Origin of the sequence: Mesorhizobium sp. M0621, from assembly GCF_040320745.1 — a bacterium.
GTDB lineage: Bacteria > Pseudomonadota > Alphaproteobacteria > Rhizobiales > Rhizobiaceae > Mesorhizobium.
In genome coordinates, this window is record NZ_JAMYQF010000061.1 from 1 (window position 1) to 13,879 (window position 13,879).

Genomic DNA, 13,879 nt, shown 5'->3' on the forward strand with positions numbered 1-13,879 from the left:
CAGCCCCCATAAACCGCTAATCCTGCAATCCAAAAGCCGCTATCCGCCTCAATCAACATGCCAGATCAACGGCTTGCGGATAGTTCACGGTCGACTACGTCAGATTCCTGTGGCCGAGAATTCTTGAAGGGCTAAAGCTTTATGAAGTGCCGCCAACGCAGGCGCCGATCGCGATCGGCTTTGCACTTCAGCGTGCGATCGAGGCAGGCAAGGGTGCCATCGATCCTACGTTGGCGGCGCGAATCGCGATCGAGTGCGCCGTTCCAATGGCCAAGGTCGATCCGAGGCGAATTGTCTAAGGTCCGCCTTCCCGAAGGCTTCATGATGATGGCTCAGAGCGCTCGATCAGCAAGAATCAGGCGCCGGTCTGCTCGCGCGCCACGGCCTGCCAGCCGATGTCGCGGCGGCAGAAGCCATCCGGCCAGTCGATGCGGTCGAGCGCGGCGTAGGCTCGTCTCTGCGCCTCGCCGACCGTGCTTCCTGTCGCCGTGATATTGAGGACGCGGCCGCCATTGGCAACCAGCGCGCCGCCATTGATGGCCGTGCCGGCGTGGAATATCTGGACGCCGTCGCTGCCCGCATCTTCGACGCCGCGGATGACCGACCCCTTTTCCGGCGTGCCGGGATAGCCCCTAGCCGCCATCACCACGGTGAGCGCGGCCTCGTCGCGCCAGCGCACCGAGCTATGCGCAAGCTGGCCATCGGTTGCCGCAGTGAGCAGGACCAGCAGATCGTCCTTCAGCCGCATCATCAGCACCTGGCATTCCGGATCGCCGAAACGGGTGTTGTATTCGATCAGCCTCGGCCCCCTGTCCGTAATCATCAGCCCGGCGAACAGCACGCCGGCGAAGGGCGCGCCAAGTTCGGCCATGCCGCGCATGGTCGGCTCGACGATCTCGCGCATGGTGCGTTCGACCATCTCAGGCGTCATCACCGGGGCCGGCGAATAGGCGCCCATGCCGCCGGTGTTGGGGCCGGTGTCGCCATCGCCGACGCGCTTGTGGTCCTGCGCGGTGCCGAAGGGCAGCGCCGTGGTGCCGTCGCAGAGGCAGAAGAAGCTTGCCTCCTCGCCGATCATGAATTCCTCGACCACCACTTCCGCGCCGGCAGCGCCGAAGGAACCATCGAAACAGGCATCGAGTGCTGCCTGTGCTTCGCCGAGCGTCATGGCGACGGTAACGCCCTTGCCGGCGGCTAATCCATCAGCCTTGATGACGATCGGCGCGCCCATCTTCTCGACATAGGCCTTTGCAGAGGCCAGATCGCCGAAGCGGCCATAGACAGCGGTCGGGATGTTGTATCGGGCGCAGAGGTCTTTGGTAAAACCCTTCGAACCTTCCAGCTGCGCGGCCGCCTTGGATGGGCCGAAGACACGAATGCCTTGCGCGCGCAAATCGTCGGCAATGCCGGCGACCAGCGGCCCTTCCGGACCAACCACGACGAGGTCGATTTTTTTGTCCTTGCAGAAGATGGTTACAGCGTCATGGTCGGCTATATCCAGCTTCACCAATTCGGCCTCGCCGCCAATGCCCGGATTGCCAGGGGCTGCGTAAAGCCTGGTCAGCAGCGGTGATGCGGCGATCTTCCAGGCGAGCGCATGTTCGCGGCCGCCGGAGCCGAGAAGAAGAACGTTCATGGCCACCTCTTGATGCCGATCTCTTAGAGCACCCGCTATTGCTCTCTGGACGACGGGTCAAGGCATCAGGGTGTTTTGATCGGAATTGCGCACGGGAACGTTATCCCCATGCCGAATATAGGCACCGAACACGGTGCCCATATTCTGGCTCGACCTCAGCCCTGGTAGACGACCGGAAACCAGTCCTCGCGCAGTTTCTGTCCCGGCTGCATGCCGTGGCCATGATAGGGCGGCGAGGTGCGCCCCGGCCGCTCGACATAGCGCGCATCGTCACCGACCCAGCGCAGCGACAGCGCCCGGCGCCGCGCCGCGGTCAGATTGCCGCGCGCGCCATGCGCGGTCCTGAAGTCGAACAGGATGGCGTCGCCCGGCTCCATTTCCCATTCGAGCACCTTCATCGACGGATCCTTGTCGGGATCGGGCACCGGCAGGTAGTCACCATCGCCGGCGTAGAAATTGCTGTCGTCGAGCCAGCGCACCGGCAGGATCATCTTGTCCCATTTGTGCGAACCGGCGATCAGCCGCAGCGTCGCCTCCTTCACCGGATCGATGGGAATCCAGAAGCTTACCGTCTGCTGGCCATCGACAAAATAGTACGGAATGTCCTGATGCCAGGGCGTCGGCTTCTGCGTGCCGGGTTCCTTGACCAGCACGTGATCGTGGAAGAACTGCGCGGTGCGCGACTGCATGACCGCCGCCGCCAGTTCGGCAGCCGGCGAGTTCCGCACCACGCTGACGAATTCGGGAATGCGCTCCCAGTTGCAATAGTCGTCGAAGAAACTGCCGCGACCATTGGCGATATCAGACGCGGTGGCGCTGCGGTTCTGCATGTTGCGCTCGATGCCGGCGGCAATGGTGTCGACCCAGTTCTTGAAGGCGCCGCGAATGCAGACCGCACCGTCACGCTGATAGTCGGCGATTGTCTTTGCATCGATTGTCTGGATGTTGGTTGCGGAAGCCATGGCGTTCTCCTTTTGGAATGAACCGACTATCGCAAGCAGCATTCATTCGGTAAAATAATAACTTTCCATTCGATGCATAGACTGCCCCTATGAATGTGACCCTCACCCAATTGCGCTATCTCGTCGCCGTGGCACGCCATGGCAGCGTCACCGGCGCGGCAAAGGTGCTGAACGTATCGCAGCCGTCGATCTCAGTGGCTATTGACGCCGTCGAAAAGAATTTCGGCCAGAAACTGTTCGTCCGCCAGCGCGGAAGCGGCGTGTCGCCGACATCGTTTGGCCGCGCCGTCGTGGCCAAGGCAAGGCAGGTTCTCACCGAGACGGACGAGCTCATCGGCCTGGGTTCAACCAAATCGGCTGTCAGCGGTGAGCTGGTGCTGGGATGCTTCGAGGACCTGGCGCCGTTCTTCGCGCCGGCCCTGCTCCGCGCCTTTTCCGAACGCCATCCAGCCGTCAAGGTCGTCGTTCGCGACGAGACGTTCGAAACGCTGGGACGACGGCTCGGCGATGCGGCCATCGATCTCGGCCTCACCTATGATCTCAGCCTGCCGACGCATTTCGCCCGCATCCTGCTGCGCGAACTTCGTCCGCACGCGCTGTTGCCTCTAGGCCATGCCCTGGCGGATCGCCCATCGGTCAGCCTTGCGGATCTGGCCGCCTATCCGCTGATCACGACGGACCAGCCGCACAGCTGGCAGCACATGCTCGACCTGTTCCGCAGCCGCGGCCTTTCGCCAGTGGCCGACATGACGACGAGCTCGTTCGAACTGCAGCGCAGCATGGTCGCCAACGGCTTCGGCGTCGCGGTCAGCTATACCCGCCCGCACGGCGACCGCAGCTATGACGGGCTGCCGCTGATCTGCAAGCCGCTATCCGATCCGCTGCCAATGCAGCGGATCCTGCTCACCTATGACACGCATCAGCGTGTGTCGAATGCGGCGCTGTCCTTCATCGATGTGGCGAAGGGGTGGTTCGCCAGCCGCGACATCTTTGCCTCGTGAGAGGCTGACGGACGCCGCTCCCGCGCTTGCCGCTTGACGGTTTCCGCCGCTGCTGCCACTCCATGGACATGGAACCTATCCAGTCGAAAGCGGCCCAGGGCCGTGTCGCCGATGCGCCGAACGGCCACTGGGTTTATCGCGTGCTGCCACGCTCGATATGGCCCTATGCGCAGCTCGCCAGGTGGGACAGGCCGATCGGCTGGCAGCTGCTGCTATGGCCGTGCTGGTGGTCGGCGGCCCTTGCGGCGAGCGCCTATCCACGCCCCGGCGACCCGCTGCTGTCGCTGCTGCCGGCGCCTTGGTATCTCGTGCTGTTCCTGGCCGGCGCCATCGCTATGCGCGGCGCCGGCTGCACCTACAACGACCTCGTCGATCAGGACATCGACAACCAGGTCGAGCGTACGCGCTCGCGGCCGCTGCCGTCGGGCAAGGCGACGCGTCGGCGGGCATGGCTGTTTATTGCCCTGCAGGCGCTGGTCGGCCTCGCGGTGCTCATGCAGTTCAACAGCTTCGCCATCCTGCTCGGCATCTGCTCGCTGGTTGTCATAGCGATCTATCCGTTCATGAAGCGGATAACCAACTGGCCGCAACTTGTGCTTGGCCTCGCCTTTTCCTGGGGCGCGCTGATGGGATGGGCAGTCGAGTTCGGCGATCTCGATGGGCCTGCAATCATGCTCTATATCGGCTCGATCCTGTGGGTGATCGGCTACGATACGATCTACGCGCATCAGGACAAGGAAGACGACGCCATTGTCGGCGTGCGCTCGACGGCACGCCTGTTCGGCGACAACACCAAATCGTGGCTGGCAGGGCTCTATGGCGGCGCGCTGATCTGTTTTGCCATCGCCTTCGCGTCGGCGCAGGCGCCTGTGGTGGCGCTGGCCGGACTGATCGCCGCAGGGGCCCATATGGCCCGGCAGATTGCCGTGTTGGACATCGACAATCCGGACCAATGCCTGCGGCTGTTCAGGTCGAACAACCAGGTCGGCTGGCTGATCTTCCTCGGCCTGATCGGCGGCGCTGTGTGGGTGGCGCTGAAGCCGCTGGTTTAGCGGCTCTTTCCCTTCTCCCCTTGTGGGAGAAGGTGGATTGGCGCGTAGCGCCAAGACGGTTGAGGGGTGCTGGAGGGAGTGCCGTCGGTGCCAAGCTGGAACACCCCTCATCCGACCGAGCTTCGCTCGGCCACCTTCTCCCACAGGGGGAGAAGGAAGATCCCATCTCACTCCCTCGAAATGATCTCCTGGCCGTCGATGACCAGCCTGAGACCGAGGTTACCAGCCCTGCGGCGAGCAAGGAAACGCGGGCGGCGCGTGTTGGAAACGCGGCCCTTGCGGCGATCCTGCGGCGGCAGCGTCTTGATGGCGGCGCCGAGCGATTCTTCCAGGGTGCGGGCAACGCCGTCCGATTCGATCAGCAGCATCGGCAGACGGTAGGCTTCGGCCCACGCGCGCCAGTCGGCGGCGACATCGTCGAGATCATCGGCAACCAGCAGCGGCACCGACAGCATCGGATCGTTGTGCAGGAGTTCCAGGGTCACCGTGACATTGCCGTCCGGGTCCTCCATGGCGCGGGCGGCAACGCCGCGGAACGCATTGGCGGGCAAAACGACGATCGCGGGCAGGCCGCTCATCTCGAGCAGGCGGCGGACCACGGCGCCGCGTTGGTCGATGGTGAAGGTCACGTCGCCGTAGTCGTCGCGGGTCGCGTAGCTCACCACTTGCGGCAGGCGAAATGGGTCGAGACGCATGTTGCGTCCCGCCCAGACTGGCTTCAGTCCGGTGTTCATAGATTGCCTTCCTGTCTGTCTCCTGAGAGCCGGTGTCCGGTTCTCTCCGGGCCGGTTTTTCCAGCCTCGTTTGTATGGAGACAGTAGCGCGGGCTCCTTACCGCCCCGCTTAAGAAAGTCGGTTAAATTTTGCTGATCTCAGGGATGGTTATCGGAATCCCACCAGCCACAAGATGTTGAAAGGATCAGATAACCTTACCGGGATTCATGATGCCGGCCGGGTCGAAGGCAGCCTTTATCAAGCGCATCAGGTCGATCGCGATCGGCGGCGCTGTGGCAATCAGTTCGTCGCGCTTCAACTGGCCGATGCCGTGCTCGGCCGAGATCGAACCGTGCAGGCTGCGCACGACATCGTGCACGGCCTTGTTCATGGGATGATAGAGGGCGAGAAACACCTCGTCGTCGCCGTCGACAGGCCGCGAGATGTTATAGTGGAGATTGCCGTCGCCCATATGGCCGAAGCAGACCACGCGGGCCCCTGCACTCACCGACGCCACGGCGCCGGCGGCTTCTTCGATGAAGCGCGGGATCGATGCGATAGGCACCGAAATGTCGTGCTTGATCGAGGCCCCCTCCGGTTTCTGCGCCTCGGGCAGCAACTCGCGGAAATTCCAGAAGGCATCCCCCTGCCCGAGACTTGCCGCGATAACGGCGTCGCCGACGAATTCCTGCTCGAGGCCCGCCGAGAGCACGTCCTCGATCAACGCTCTCGAATCTTCCGATGAACGGCCGGACGAAATCTGCATGAGCACATACCACGGCCAATCGTCGACCAAGGGTCGCGTTACGCCCTGGGCATGCGCCAGCGTGAAGTCGTATGGCCGCTTGCCGATCAGTTCGAAGGCGGTCAGTGCTGCCCCGGCGCGGTCCATCGCCAGGCTGAACAGGGAGAGCGCGGCTTCGGGCGACGACAGGCCGACGAAGGCGACTTCCCGACCCTTCGGCTTCGGGAACAGCTTGAGCACGGCGGCGGTGATGACGCCAAGCGTGCCTTCGGCGCCAACGAACAGGTTCTTCAAATCGTAGCCGGTGTTGTCCTTCTTCAGCTTGCGCAGATCGTCGAACACCTCGCCGGTCGGCAGCACCACTTCGACGCCGAGGCAGAGTTCGCGCGCATTGCCGTAGGCAAGCACGCCGGTGCCGCCGGCGTTGGACGACAGGTTGCCGCCGATCTGGCAGGAACCTTGCGCGGCCAGCGACAGCGGAAACAGCCGGTCGGCGGCATCGGCCGCCTCCTGCAGCGTCTGCAGGATGACACCAGCTTCGACCGTCACCGTGTTGGACAGGACATCGATCTCGCGGATGCGGTTGAGCCGCGACAGCGACAGGATGACCTCGCGCCCGGAAGTGTCCGGCACCTGGGCGCCGACCAGGCCGGTGTTGCCGCTTTGCGGCACGATTGGCGTTCCCGTCTCGGTCGCCAGCCGCATGATCCGGCTGACCTCGTCGACGCTGCCCGGCCGCAGCACCAGCGATGTCGCGCCGTGCCAGAGCCCGCGCCGTTCAACGAGGTAAGGCGCGATATCCTGCTCTTCACGCAGCGCATATTTGTCGCCGACGATCGCCGCGAAGCGATCGATGATGGCGGGATCGAGTTTGTTTGAATTTTCGGTCATGGGGAAAACTATGTTGTGGGCTGTTAGATGTCACGAGGGGCGGCGGCACGCGAGAGGCGATCGTTGATCGCCTCGCCCAGGCCGTCGAAGGGAACCGGCTCGACGGCGATGGTCCGCACGCCGCTGCGGTCAAGCTCCTGCATAAAAGCGAACAGGTTGCTCGCCGCTTCGCGCAGGTCTCCAGTTTCGGATAAATTGAGGAAAGCGGCGGCGCGGCGCCAACCTTCCGCCCGTTGGCGGCCGAAGCCGAGCAGGGCTTCGCCCTCGCCGACCGACCCGGCATTGAGCCGCATCGCGGCGCCCGGCGCATAGTGCGAGGCAAGCATACCGGGCGCCTCGACGTCGGTGGCACCACCGCGCAACAGCTCCATGCCGATGGCTGCCTCGATCTCCTCGGCGGCGATGCCACCGGGCCTCAACAGCCGCAATACCGCGCCCTCGACCTTGATAATGGTCGATTCCAGCCCGACCGGGGTTGCGCCGCCATCGACGATCAGCTTGATCCGCGCGCCGAGGTCCGCCGCCACCGCCTGCGCGGTCGTTGCGCTGATCTTTCCGGATGAATTGGCACTGGGCGCGGCAAGCGGGTGGCCGAGCCTGGCGATCAGGTCACCGCCAAAGCCCCTTGGCATGCGCAAGGCAATCGTATCGAGCCCGGCCGTGACCAGCGGATGGATGCCGTTGCCGGGCCGCTGCGGCAGCACCAGTGTCAGCGGGCCGGGCCAGAATGCCAGCGCCAGTTTCTTCGACAGCGGATCGAACAGCGCGAGGCGCTCGGCCATCGCCATGTCGGCGACATGGGCGATCAGCGGATTGAAGCGCGGCCGCCCCTTGGCCTCGAAGATGCGCGCTACGCCGATGCCGTTGGTGGCGTCGCCGGCGAGCCCGTAGACGGTCTCAGTCGGGATGGCGACGACATCGCCACCCCTGAGCAGCGTTATCGCCCGCTCCAGCGCCTCGCCGACGGCAAGTATTTCAGCCACTCTCGTCACCTCGCAGATGCGGGGTGCGTAATACGATGGCGGCCGTTGGGCAAGTCGTTGTCGGGCAAGACGCTGTTGGGCAAATCGGGCATTGGCAATTTATCAATTCCTAAAATGCTATGCTTCCACGAAAGCCGGTATCAATTCCGGCCCGCTATTGTGCAGCTTCTGGGCAAAGGGGAGCGGTCATCATGTCTGTGCGTATCCTGCTGGGTATCATTCTTGCGGCGGCAACCGGTGGGGCCCAGGCCTCGTCTCTCGTTTTCCCGGGCGCATCGTCCTCGACACCGTCGATCATCAAGCTGGGCGCACCTATGGCCAGTGATGCAAAGTCGGTGGTGGCGGTAGGCGAAGCTCAGCCCGACGTCACCTTTGAAAAGGTAGCGGCGATTCCGGACAAGCCCGTGGCCGAGCATGGCTTCCAGCCAGGCCCGATGGTCATTCGTGGCGGCGTTGCCGGTCCCGCCTTCTCGGCGCCGGCGCCAACCGCTGCACCCGTGTCAGGTGCCGCGCCGGACACAGGCACCGAGCCGGCAACGGCCACTGCCTCCGCAGCCCCCTCGGGCAACGCTGAGACCCAACCCATCCCGCCGAGCGCCCCGGCACAGGCAGCAGGTCAGCGCATGCCTCCGAACGGCTATACCAAGTAGCCTTGCTCAAGACAGGCTGACCGCGGCGGCGTGACTTGACTGCGGTCCGGCGCCCGGCGCACCATCGTCCGGCAAATCCCGTTTCGGTTTATGTCGCCGCTGGATGCCATCGCCTGTATTTAGGCAAGCGGCCCTGGCAGATGGGATTTCATCGCTTAGGGGCAAAGGGGGTAGATCATGAGAAGATTCGAAACTGTCACCGCGGCTGGCATTATGCTGGCCTCATTGCTTGGCGGCACGGCTCATGCCGACGACATGCTGGGATCCTATGTCGCGCGCATTTCCGATCGGGACCATCAGGCGAGTGACGGCTACGCGCTGGACAATGCCGCGCAAATGGTGCGGCAGGACCGCGCCAACTGGCACAAGTTCCACCGCCGCGACAGCGACGATGAGGGTGATGGCTGGTTCAGGACCAACGACCAGCGCGCCGATCTGCAACGCATGCTGGAGCGCGGCGGCGCCATGAGTTCCTCGACCAAGCGCGCCATCGTCAATGGCGAGCCGCTGATCCAGGTCGACGTCTACGAAAACAGCGTGCGCGTCAGCATTCTCGAGAACTGATCTAGCCGTCGCCGGGACGACTGACAGAAAGGGGCGGCGCGCTGGCGCCGCCCTTCTTCGTGAACAGCGGCTGAAAAATCAGGCCGCTTCTTCCTTGTCGTCGTCTTCTTCGGATTCGCCGTCTTCAATTTCTTCTTCGGACTGTTCATCATCGCCTTCAGCGTTCATGCTGTCCTCGGCGTCGTCCTCATCTTCGTCGTCATCCGACAGATCGGCTGCTTCGACCGCTGCGGCAGCGGCATGATCGAGGATGGTTTCGGAAGCGGATTCAAGCGCCTCGGCGGGAGTTTCTTCTGTCACTTCGATGTCGTGATCGGAATTCATGGAAGCCTCCGTGGGGTTGGGGAACATGTCCTCTTTGCCACGGAGAGATCATCGTCATATGACTGTAAGCCGGCTCGAACGACCGGCTGGAAGATATTTTTTCAGGCCTTAACCGGCAATCTTCGAGAAATCCGCGACCTGACCGGTGGCCGCGCGGATGCGGGCGAGCAGCGCCAGGCGGTTGGCGCGCACGGCCTGGTCCTCATCATTCACGAGAACATGCTCAAAGAATGAATCAACCGGTTCGCGCAACACGCTAAGCGCCAGCAGGGCGGCGGAAAAGTCATCGTTTTGAATCGCTTCGCCTGCTTGCTTCTCAGCCTGATTCACCGCTGCAAACAGAGATTTCTCGGCATCCTCGCGCAACAGCGCCGGATCAACGGTTTCGGCGACCGCCGTTTTCTTCTTCTCCTCGGCAGCCAGAATGTTGGCCGCACGCTTGGTGCCGGCGAGCAGGTTCCTGCCGTCCTCGGTGTCGAGGAAGGAGCCGAGCGCCTCGACCCTGCGCACGATCTGCAGCAGGTCATCATTGGACGATTGGCCAATCTCCCCCCTTGAGGGGGAGATGCCCGGCAGGGCAGAGGGGGGTACTTGGCGCTGAGAGGGTGGCGGGACAGCGCCCCCCTCTGTCGGCTTCGCCGACATCTCCCCCTCTAGGGGGGAGATTGGGCGCGAACTTGTCGCCAGCACTGCATCGATCAGATCGTGGCGGGCACCCTGATCGCGGAGGTAAACCTTGAGGCGGTCGTGGAAGAAGGCGACGAGATCGGCGATGAATGGCGACAGCGATGCCTCCAATTCCATCATACGCTGGCCGTCGAAGAACTCTCGTTCCTGATCTGCGGAGCCGAAGATTTCCGAACTTGCTTTGGCCAACCCACCCTTCAACAAGTTGGAGATCAAGCCCGCTTCCAACAGCAGCCGGCTTGCCCCCTTGTACTCGCGAATACGGGAATCGAGCATCGTGACCACCCCACGGCTCTCAGCCCCCTCGCCCAACCGTTCATAGGCTGCGAGCGCCGAGGCCACTGTCGCCGTGATGGCAACACCTAGCGAAAGCCTGATGCTGTTTTCCAGTATGATCCTCACAACACCCAGCGCCGCTCTACGCAGCGCATAGGGGTCCTTCGACCCGGTTGGCTTCTCATCGATGGCCCAGAATCCAACTAGCGTGTCCAGTTTGTCGGCGAGCGCTACCGCAACCGAAACCGGATCGGTCGGCACACGATCGGAAGGGCCTTGCGGCCTGTAGTGTTCCTCGATGGCTGCCGCGACAGAAGGATGTTCGCCCTGGAGCAGCGCGTATTTGCGGCCCATCGCGCCCTGCAATTCGGGAAACTCGCCGACGACTTCAGTGGTCAGATCGGCCTTGGCGAGAACCGCGGCGCGCGCGGCGAGCGCGGTAATCTCCCCCCTCGAGGGGGAGATGTCGCCGAAGGCGACAGAGGGGGTCGGCACGACGGGACGCGACGCCCTATCGCGGTCAGAGGATGCCGGCGCTTCACGCGAGGCGACCCCCTCTGGCCTGCCGGCCATCTCCCCCTCAAGGGGGGAGATTGACTGCGCCACGATCGGCGCAAGTTCTTCAGCAAGCCTGGCAATCCGCTCCACGCGTTCCCCCTGCGTGCCGAGCTTGGCATGGAAGGTGACGCCGAGATGGTCGAGGCGGGCCATGCGCTGGTCGAGCGGTTTCTTCAGATCGAGCCCGAATTTTTTCGCCGATGCCTCTAACTGGTCGAGATCTGGCAAATCACCCTGGTCGGTCGTCCAGAAATACAGCGCGTCGGACAGGCGGGCGCGCACCACCTTGCCGTTGCCGTGGGCGATCTCCTTGCCGCCGTCCTTGGCCTCGATATTGGCGGTGAGGATGAAGCGGTTGGAAAGCTGGCTGATCTCCCCCCTTGAGGGGGAGATGGCCGGCAGGCCAGAGGGGGTCGGTTCGACCAGGCTCGGCGCAGATGGCGCCAGCGCTTCACGCGAGGCGACCCCCTCTGTCGGCTTCGCCGACATCTCCCCCTCAAGGGGGGAGATCAGGCGCGATGTCACAAAGCATTTCTGGTTGGCGCGGATGGTCAGCCGGATCACTTCGGCGGGTATGGCGAGGAAAGCCTGCTCGAATTCGCCCATCAGCACGACCGGCCATTCGACCAGCCCGGACACCTCTTCCAGCAGTCCGTCGTCCTCGACCAGGTCGAGCCCGTTGGCGAAGGCGAGATTGCGGGCGTCGGCAAGGATGATCTCCTTGCGCCGGTCGGCATCGAGCACGACCTTGGCCGCTTCCAGCTTGGAAACATAGTCGTCGAAGCGGCGCACCGTGATGGCATCGGGCGCATGGAAGCGGTGGCCATAGGTGATGTTGCCGGAGCGGATGCCGTCGATCTCGAAATCGACCACCACCGGCTCCTCGGTCTCCGGGCCGAAGGTGCATAGGATCGACTGCAGCGGCCGTACCCAGCGCAGTGAGCCGGGCTTGGCCGAGGCCGGCCCCCAACGCATCGATTTCGGCCACGGGAAATTGCGGATGATGCCCGGCACCAATTCGGCGATGATCTCTTCCGCCGCCCTGCCCGGCTTCGAAATGTGGGCGACATAAAAATCGCCCTTCTTCGGATCGGAATGGATATGCGCCTCGGCAATCGAGGAAAGCCCGGCCTTGCGCAGGAAACCCTGGACCGCCTGTTCAGGCGCTGATGTCGACGGACCCTTGATCTCGTCGCGAACATCCTTCGAGCGAGCGGTCAGGCCCCTGATATCGAGCGTCAGACGCCGCGGCGTCCAGTACTCGCGTGCCGCCTCATAGGTCAGCCCCGCCTCGACCAGACCGTCGGTCAGCATCTTCTTCAGGTCACCCGCCCCCTTGCGCTGCATGCGCGCAGGGATTTCCTCGGAGCGAAGTTCTAGAAGCAGGTCAGGCATCGGGGTCAGCTCATGCGGGAGAGTGGTCCGGGCGGGGCATAGCAACTCGGCTGGCCGCTGTCACCCTTTACACAAATTTTGGCCGCCCTGTCGGGACGAGACCACGCCACCCGTCCTTGGATCAAAGATTTCCATGAACCTAACGCAGCGCTGAAGCGACCCACGCTCAGGCAGGGAACCATTGGCTCAACGACCATGAAAACGGCATCCAGACTTCTGCAGATCCTCGCACTCAGCGCCTGCTTCACCGCGCAGGCTCACGGCGCGTTCTCGATGCCGGGTGTACGGCAGGCATTGCGGACAATGGCCGGCGCGAGCGGGCAGATCCTGTCGCCAATCAACGCTTCCCTCGAGATGATGAAGCGTGCCTGAAACTCAGGCCGCCAGGCCACCCGCCTGCGTCTTCAGAAACGCCTCACCGCAAGCTTTCGCCAGATTGCGCACCCGCAGGATGTAGCTTTGCCGTTCGGTGACCGAAATCACACCGCGCGCATCGAGCAGGTTGAAGACATGGCTGGCCTTGATGCACTGGTCATAGGCCGGGAAAACCATGCGGTGCATCGGCAGATTGTCGTTCGACGCCGGCGCGCCGGCATCGAGCAGCGCCTTGCACTCGGCCTCGGCGTCCTCGAAGTGGCGCAAAAGTATCGCCGTGTTGGCGTATTCGAAATTGTGGCGCGAATATTCCTGCTCGGCCTGCAGGAAGACATCGCCATAGGTGACCTTGTCGGCGCCTTCGCGGCCGTTGAAGTTGAGGTCGTAGACATTGTCGACGCCCTGCACATACATGGCTAGGCGCTCCAGCCCGTAGGTGAGTTCGCCGGCCACCGGCGCGCATTCGATGCCACAGACCTGCTGGAAATAGGTGAACTGCGACACCTCCATGCCATCGCACCAGCATTCCCAGCCGAGGCCCCAGGCGCCCAGCGTCGGGCTTTCCCAATCGTCCTCGACGAAGCGGATGTCGTGCAGCAGCGGATCGACGCCGATCGCCGCCAGCGAGCCAAGATATAGCTCCTGCAGATTGGGCGGGTTGGGCTTCAGGATCACCTGGTATTGATAATAGTGCTGCAGCCGGTTCGGGTTCTCGCCATAGCGCCCATCCTTGGGACGACGCGAAGGCTGGACATAGGCGGCGTTCCAGCGTTTTGGCCCGAGCGCGCGTAGCGTCGTTGCCGGATGGAAGGTGCCGGCGCCGACTTCCATGTCGTAGGGCTGCAGGATGACGCAGCCATAGGCCGCCCAATAGTTGTGCAAGGTCAGGATCAGCCCCTGGAACGAGCGGCTGGGATGCATATGGGCGGGGATTTCAATCGTCGGGATTTCAATCGTCACGGGGGGCCTCGACAGCACAGGCTAGCTTGCCGGCACGTCCTAGAGACACGGCGGCGAAGCGTCAAGCAAAGCGCCGCGCCGACGAAGCTCGATGACAAGGGTTGCC

13 protein-coding genes are annotated in these 13,879 nt (G+C 63.4%); 5 read left to right on the forward strand and 8 right to left on the reverse strand.

From position 1 onward, the window contains the following. Window positions 1-355 precede the first annotated feature (355 nt). Both purD and NKI38_RS28530 read right to left on the reverse strand, forming a co-directional pair. Window positions 356-1,636 carry a phosphoribosylamine--glycine ligase gene (gene purD / locus NKI38_RS28525; RefSeq protein WP_352663574.1) on the reverse strand — a complete coding sequence of 427 codons (1,281 nt, stop codon included), beginning with the start codon at window positions 1,634-1,636 and terminating at the stop codon, window positions 356-358. 155 nt (window positions 1,637-1,791) lie between these two features. Next, entirely contained in the window at window positions 1,792-2,598 is an 807-nt protein-coding gene (locus tag NKI38_RS28530) for a phytanoyl-CoA dioxygenase family protein (RefSeq protein ID WP_352663576.1), read from the reverse strand. A gap of 89 nt (window positions 2,599-2,687) precedes the next feature. Here NKI38_RS28530 and NKI38_RS28535 point away from each other — a divergent pair, with 89 nt between their 5' ends. Both NKI38_RS28535 and ubiA read left to right on the forward strand, forming a co-directional pair. Then, window positions 2,688-3,599, forward strand: coding sequence for a LysR family transcriptional regulator (locus tag NKI38_RS28535; protein WP_352663578.1), 912 nt, complete (start codon window positions 2,688-2,690; stop codon window positions 3,597-3,599). 68 nt (window positions 3,600-3,667) lie between these two features. After that, complete coding sequence (gene ubiA / locus NKI38_RS28540; protein ID WP_352663634.1) at window positions 3,668-4,651, forward strand: 4-hydroxybenzoate octaprenyltransferase; 984 nt, start codon at window positions 3,668-3,670, stop codon at window positions 4,649-4,651. A 167-nt stretch (window positions 4,652-4,818) separates the two neighbouring features. On the opposite strand, the gene NKI38_RS28545 is transcribed toward ubiA, so the two are convergent. From NKI38_RS28545 to NKI38_RS28555, 3 genes are all read right to left on the reverse strand, one after another. Next, on the reverse strand, window positions 4,819-5,385 hold the full coding sequence (locus NKI38_RS28545) for a DUF6101 family protein (RefSeq protein WP_352663580.1): 567 nt from the start codon (window positions 5,383-5,385) through the stop codon (window positions 4,819-4,821). Window positions 5,386-5,570: 185 nt separating this feature from the next. Beyond that, entirely contained in the window at window positions 5,571-7,001 is a 1,431-nt protein-coding gene (locus NKI38_RS28550) for an FAD-binding oxidoreductase (protein WP_352663582.1), read from the reverse strand. A 23-nt stretch (window positions 7,002-7,024) separates the two neighbouring features. Then, window positions 7,025-7,984, reverse strand: coding sequence for an L-threonylcarbamoyladenylate synthase (locus NKI38_RS28555; RefSeq protein WP_352663584.1), 960 nt, complete (start codon window positions 7,982-7,984; stop codon window positions 7,025-7,027). Window positions 7,985-8,175: 191 nt separating this feature from the next. Here NKI38_RS28555 and NKI38_RS28560 point away from each other — a divergent pair, with 191 nt between their 5' ends. Together NKI38_RS28560 and NKI38_RS28565 are read left to right on the forward strand one after the other, a co-directional pair. Then, window positions 8,176-8,634 carry a hypothetical protein gene (locus NKI38_RS28560; protein ID WP_352663586.1) on the forward strand — a complete coding sequence of 153 codons (459 nt, stop codon included), beginning with the start codon at window positions 8,176-8,178 and terminating at the stop codon, window positions 8,632-8,634. Between the two features lie 177 nt (window positions 8,635-8,811). Next, window positions 8,812-9,198 carry a hypothetical protein gene (locus NKI38_RS28565; RefSeq protein ID WP_352663588.1) on the forward strand — a complete coding sequence of 129 codons (387 nt, stop codon included), beginning with the start codon at window positions 8,812-8,814 and terminating at the stop codon, window positions 9,196-9,198. A gap of 78 nt (window positions 9,199-9,276) precedes the next feature. Here the strand turns inward: NKI38_RS28565 and NKI38_RS28570 are convergent, their stop codons facing one another. Further along, window positions 9,277-9,522 (reverse strand): ATPase, encoded by a 246-nt coding sequence (locus NKI38_RS28570; RefSeq protein WP_352663590.1) that lies wholly within the window; start codon window positions 9,520-9,522, stop codon window positions 9,277-9,279. A gap of 108 nt (window positions 9,523-9,630) precedes the next feature. After that, on the reverse strand, window positions 9,631-12,438 hold the full coding sequence (locus tag NKI38_RS28575) for a glycine--tRNA ligase subunit beta (RefSeq protein ID WP_352663592.1): 2,808 nt from the start codon (window positions 12,436-12,438) through the stop codon (window positions 9,631-9,633). Window positions 12,439-12,633: 195 nt separating this feature from the next. On the opposite strand from NKI38_RS28575, the gene NKI38_RS28580 reads away from it, so the two are divergent. Beyond that, window positions 12,634-12,810 carry a hypothetical protein gene (locus NKI38_RS28580; protein ID WP_352626509.1) on the forward strand — a complete coding sequence of 59 codons (177 nt, stop codon included), beginning with the start codon at window positions 12,634-12,636 and terminating at the stop codon, window positions 12,808-12,810. Window positions 12,811-12,813: 3 nt separating this feature from the next. Here NKI38_RS28580 and NKI38_RS28585 read toward each other — a convergent pair whose 3' ends face one another. Continuing rightward, on the reverse strand, window positions 12,814-13,734 hold the full coding sequence (locus tag NKI38_RS28585; RefSeq protein ID WP_352663636.1) for a glycine--tRNA ligase subunit alpha: 921 nt from the start codon (window positions 13,732-13,734) through the stop codon (window positions 12,814-12,816). Window positions 13,735-13,879 lie beyond the last annotated feature (145 nt).

Coding starts and splice junctions, on each gene's coding strand:
- NKI38_RS28530 (WP_352663576.1), bottom strand. CDS start 2,598: ATGGCTTCCGCAACCAACATCCAGACAATCGATGCAAAGACAATCGCC.
- NKI38_RS28535 (WP_352663578.1), top strand. CDS start 2,688: ATGAATGTGACCCTCACCCAATTGCGCTATCTCGTCGCCGTGGCACGC.
- NKI38_RS28550 (WP_352663582.1), bottom strand. CDS start 7,001: ATGACCGAAAATTCAAACAAACTCGATCCCGCCATCATCGATCGCTTC.
- NKI38_RS28575 (WP_352663592.1), bottom strand. CDS start 12,438: ATGCCTGACCTGCTTCTAGAACTTCGCTCCGAGGAAATCCCTGCGCGC.
- NKI38_RS28585 (WP_352663636.1), bottom strand. CDS start 13,734: ATGCATCCCAGCCGCTCGTTCCAGGGGCTGATCCTGACCTTGCACAAC.
- purD (WP_352663574.1), bottom strand. CDS start 1,636: ATGAACGTTCTTCTTCTCGGCTCCGGCGGCCGCGAACATGCGCTCGCC.
- NKI38_RS28565 (WP_352663588.1), top strand. CDS start 8,812: ATGAGAAGATTCGAAACTGTCACCGCGGCTGGCATTATGCTGGCCTCA.
- NKI38_RS28560 (WP_352663586.1), top strand. CDS start 8,176: ATGTCTGTGCGTATCCTGCTGGGTATCATTCTTGCGGCGGCAACCGGT.
- NKI38_RS28545 (WP_352663580.1), bottom strand. CDS start 5,385: ATGAACACCGGACTGAAGCCAGTCTGGGCGGGACGCAACATGCGTCTC.
- NKI38_RS28570 (WP_352663590.1), bottom strand. CDS start 9,522: ATGAATTCCGATCACGACATCGAAGTGACAGAAGAAACTCCCGCCGAG.
- NKI38_RS28580 (WP_352626509.1), top strand. CDS start 12,634: ATGAAAACGGCATCCAGACTTCTGCAGATCCTCGCACTCAGCGCCTGC.
- ubiA (WP_352663634.1), top strand. CDS start 3,668: ATGGAACCTATCCAGTCGAAAGCGGCCCAGGGCCGTGTCGCCGATGCG.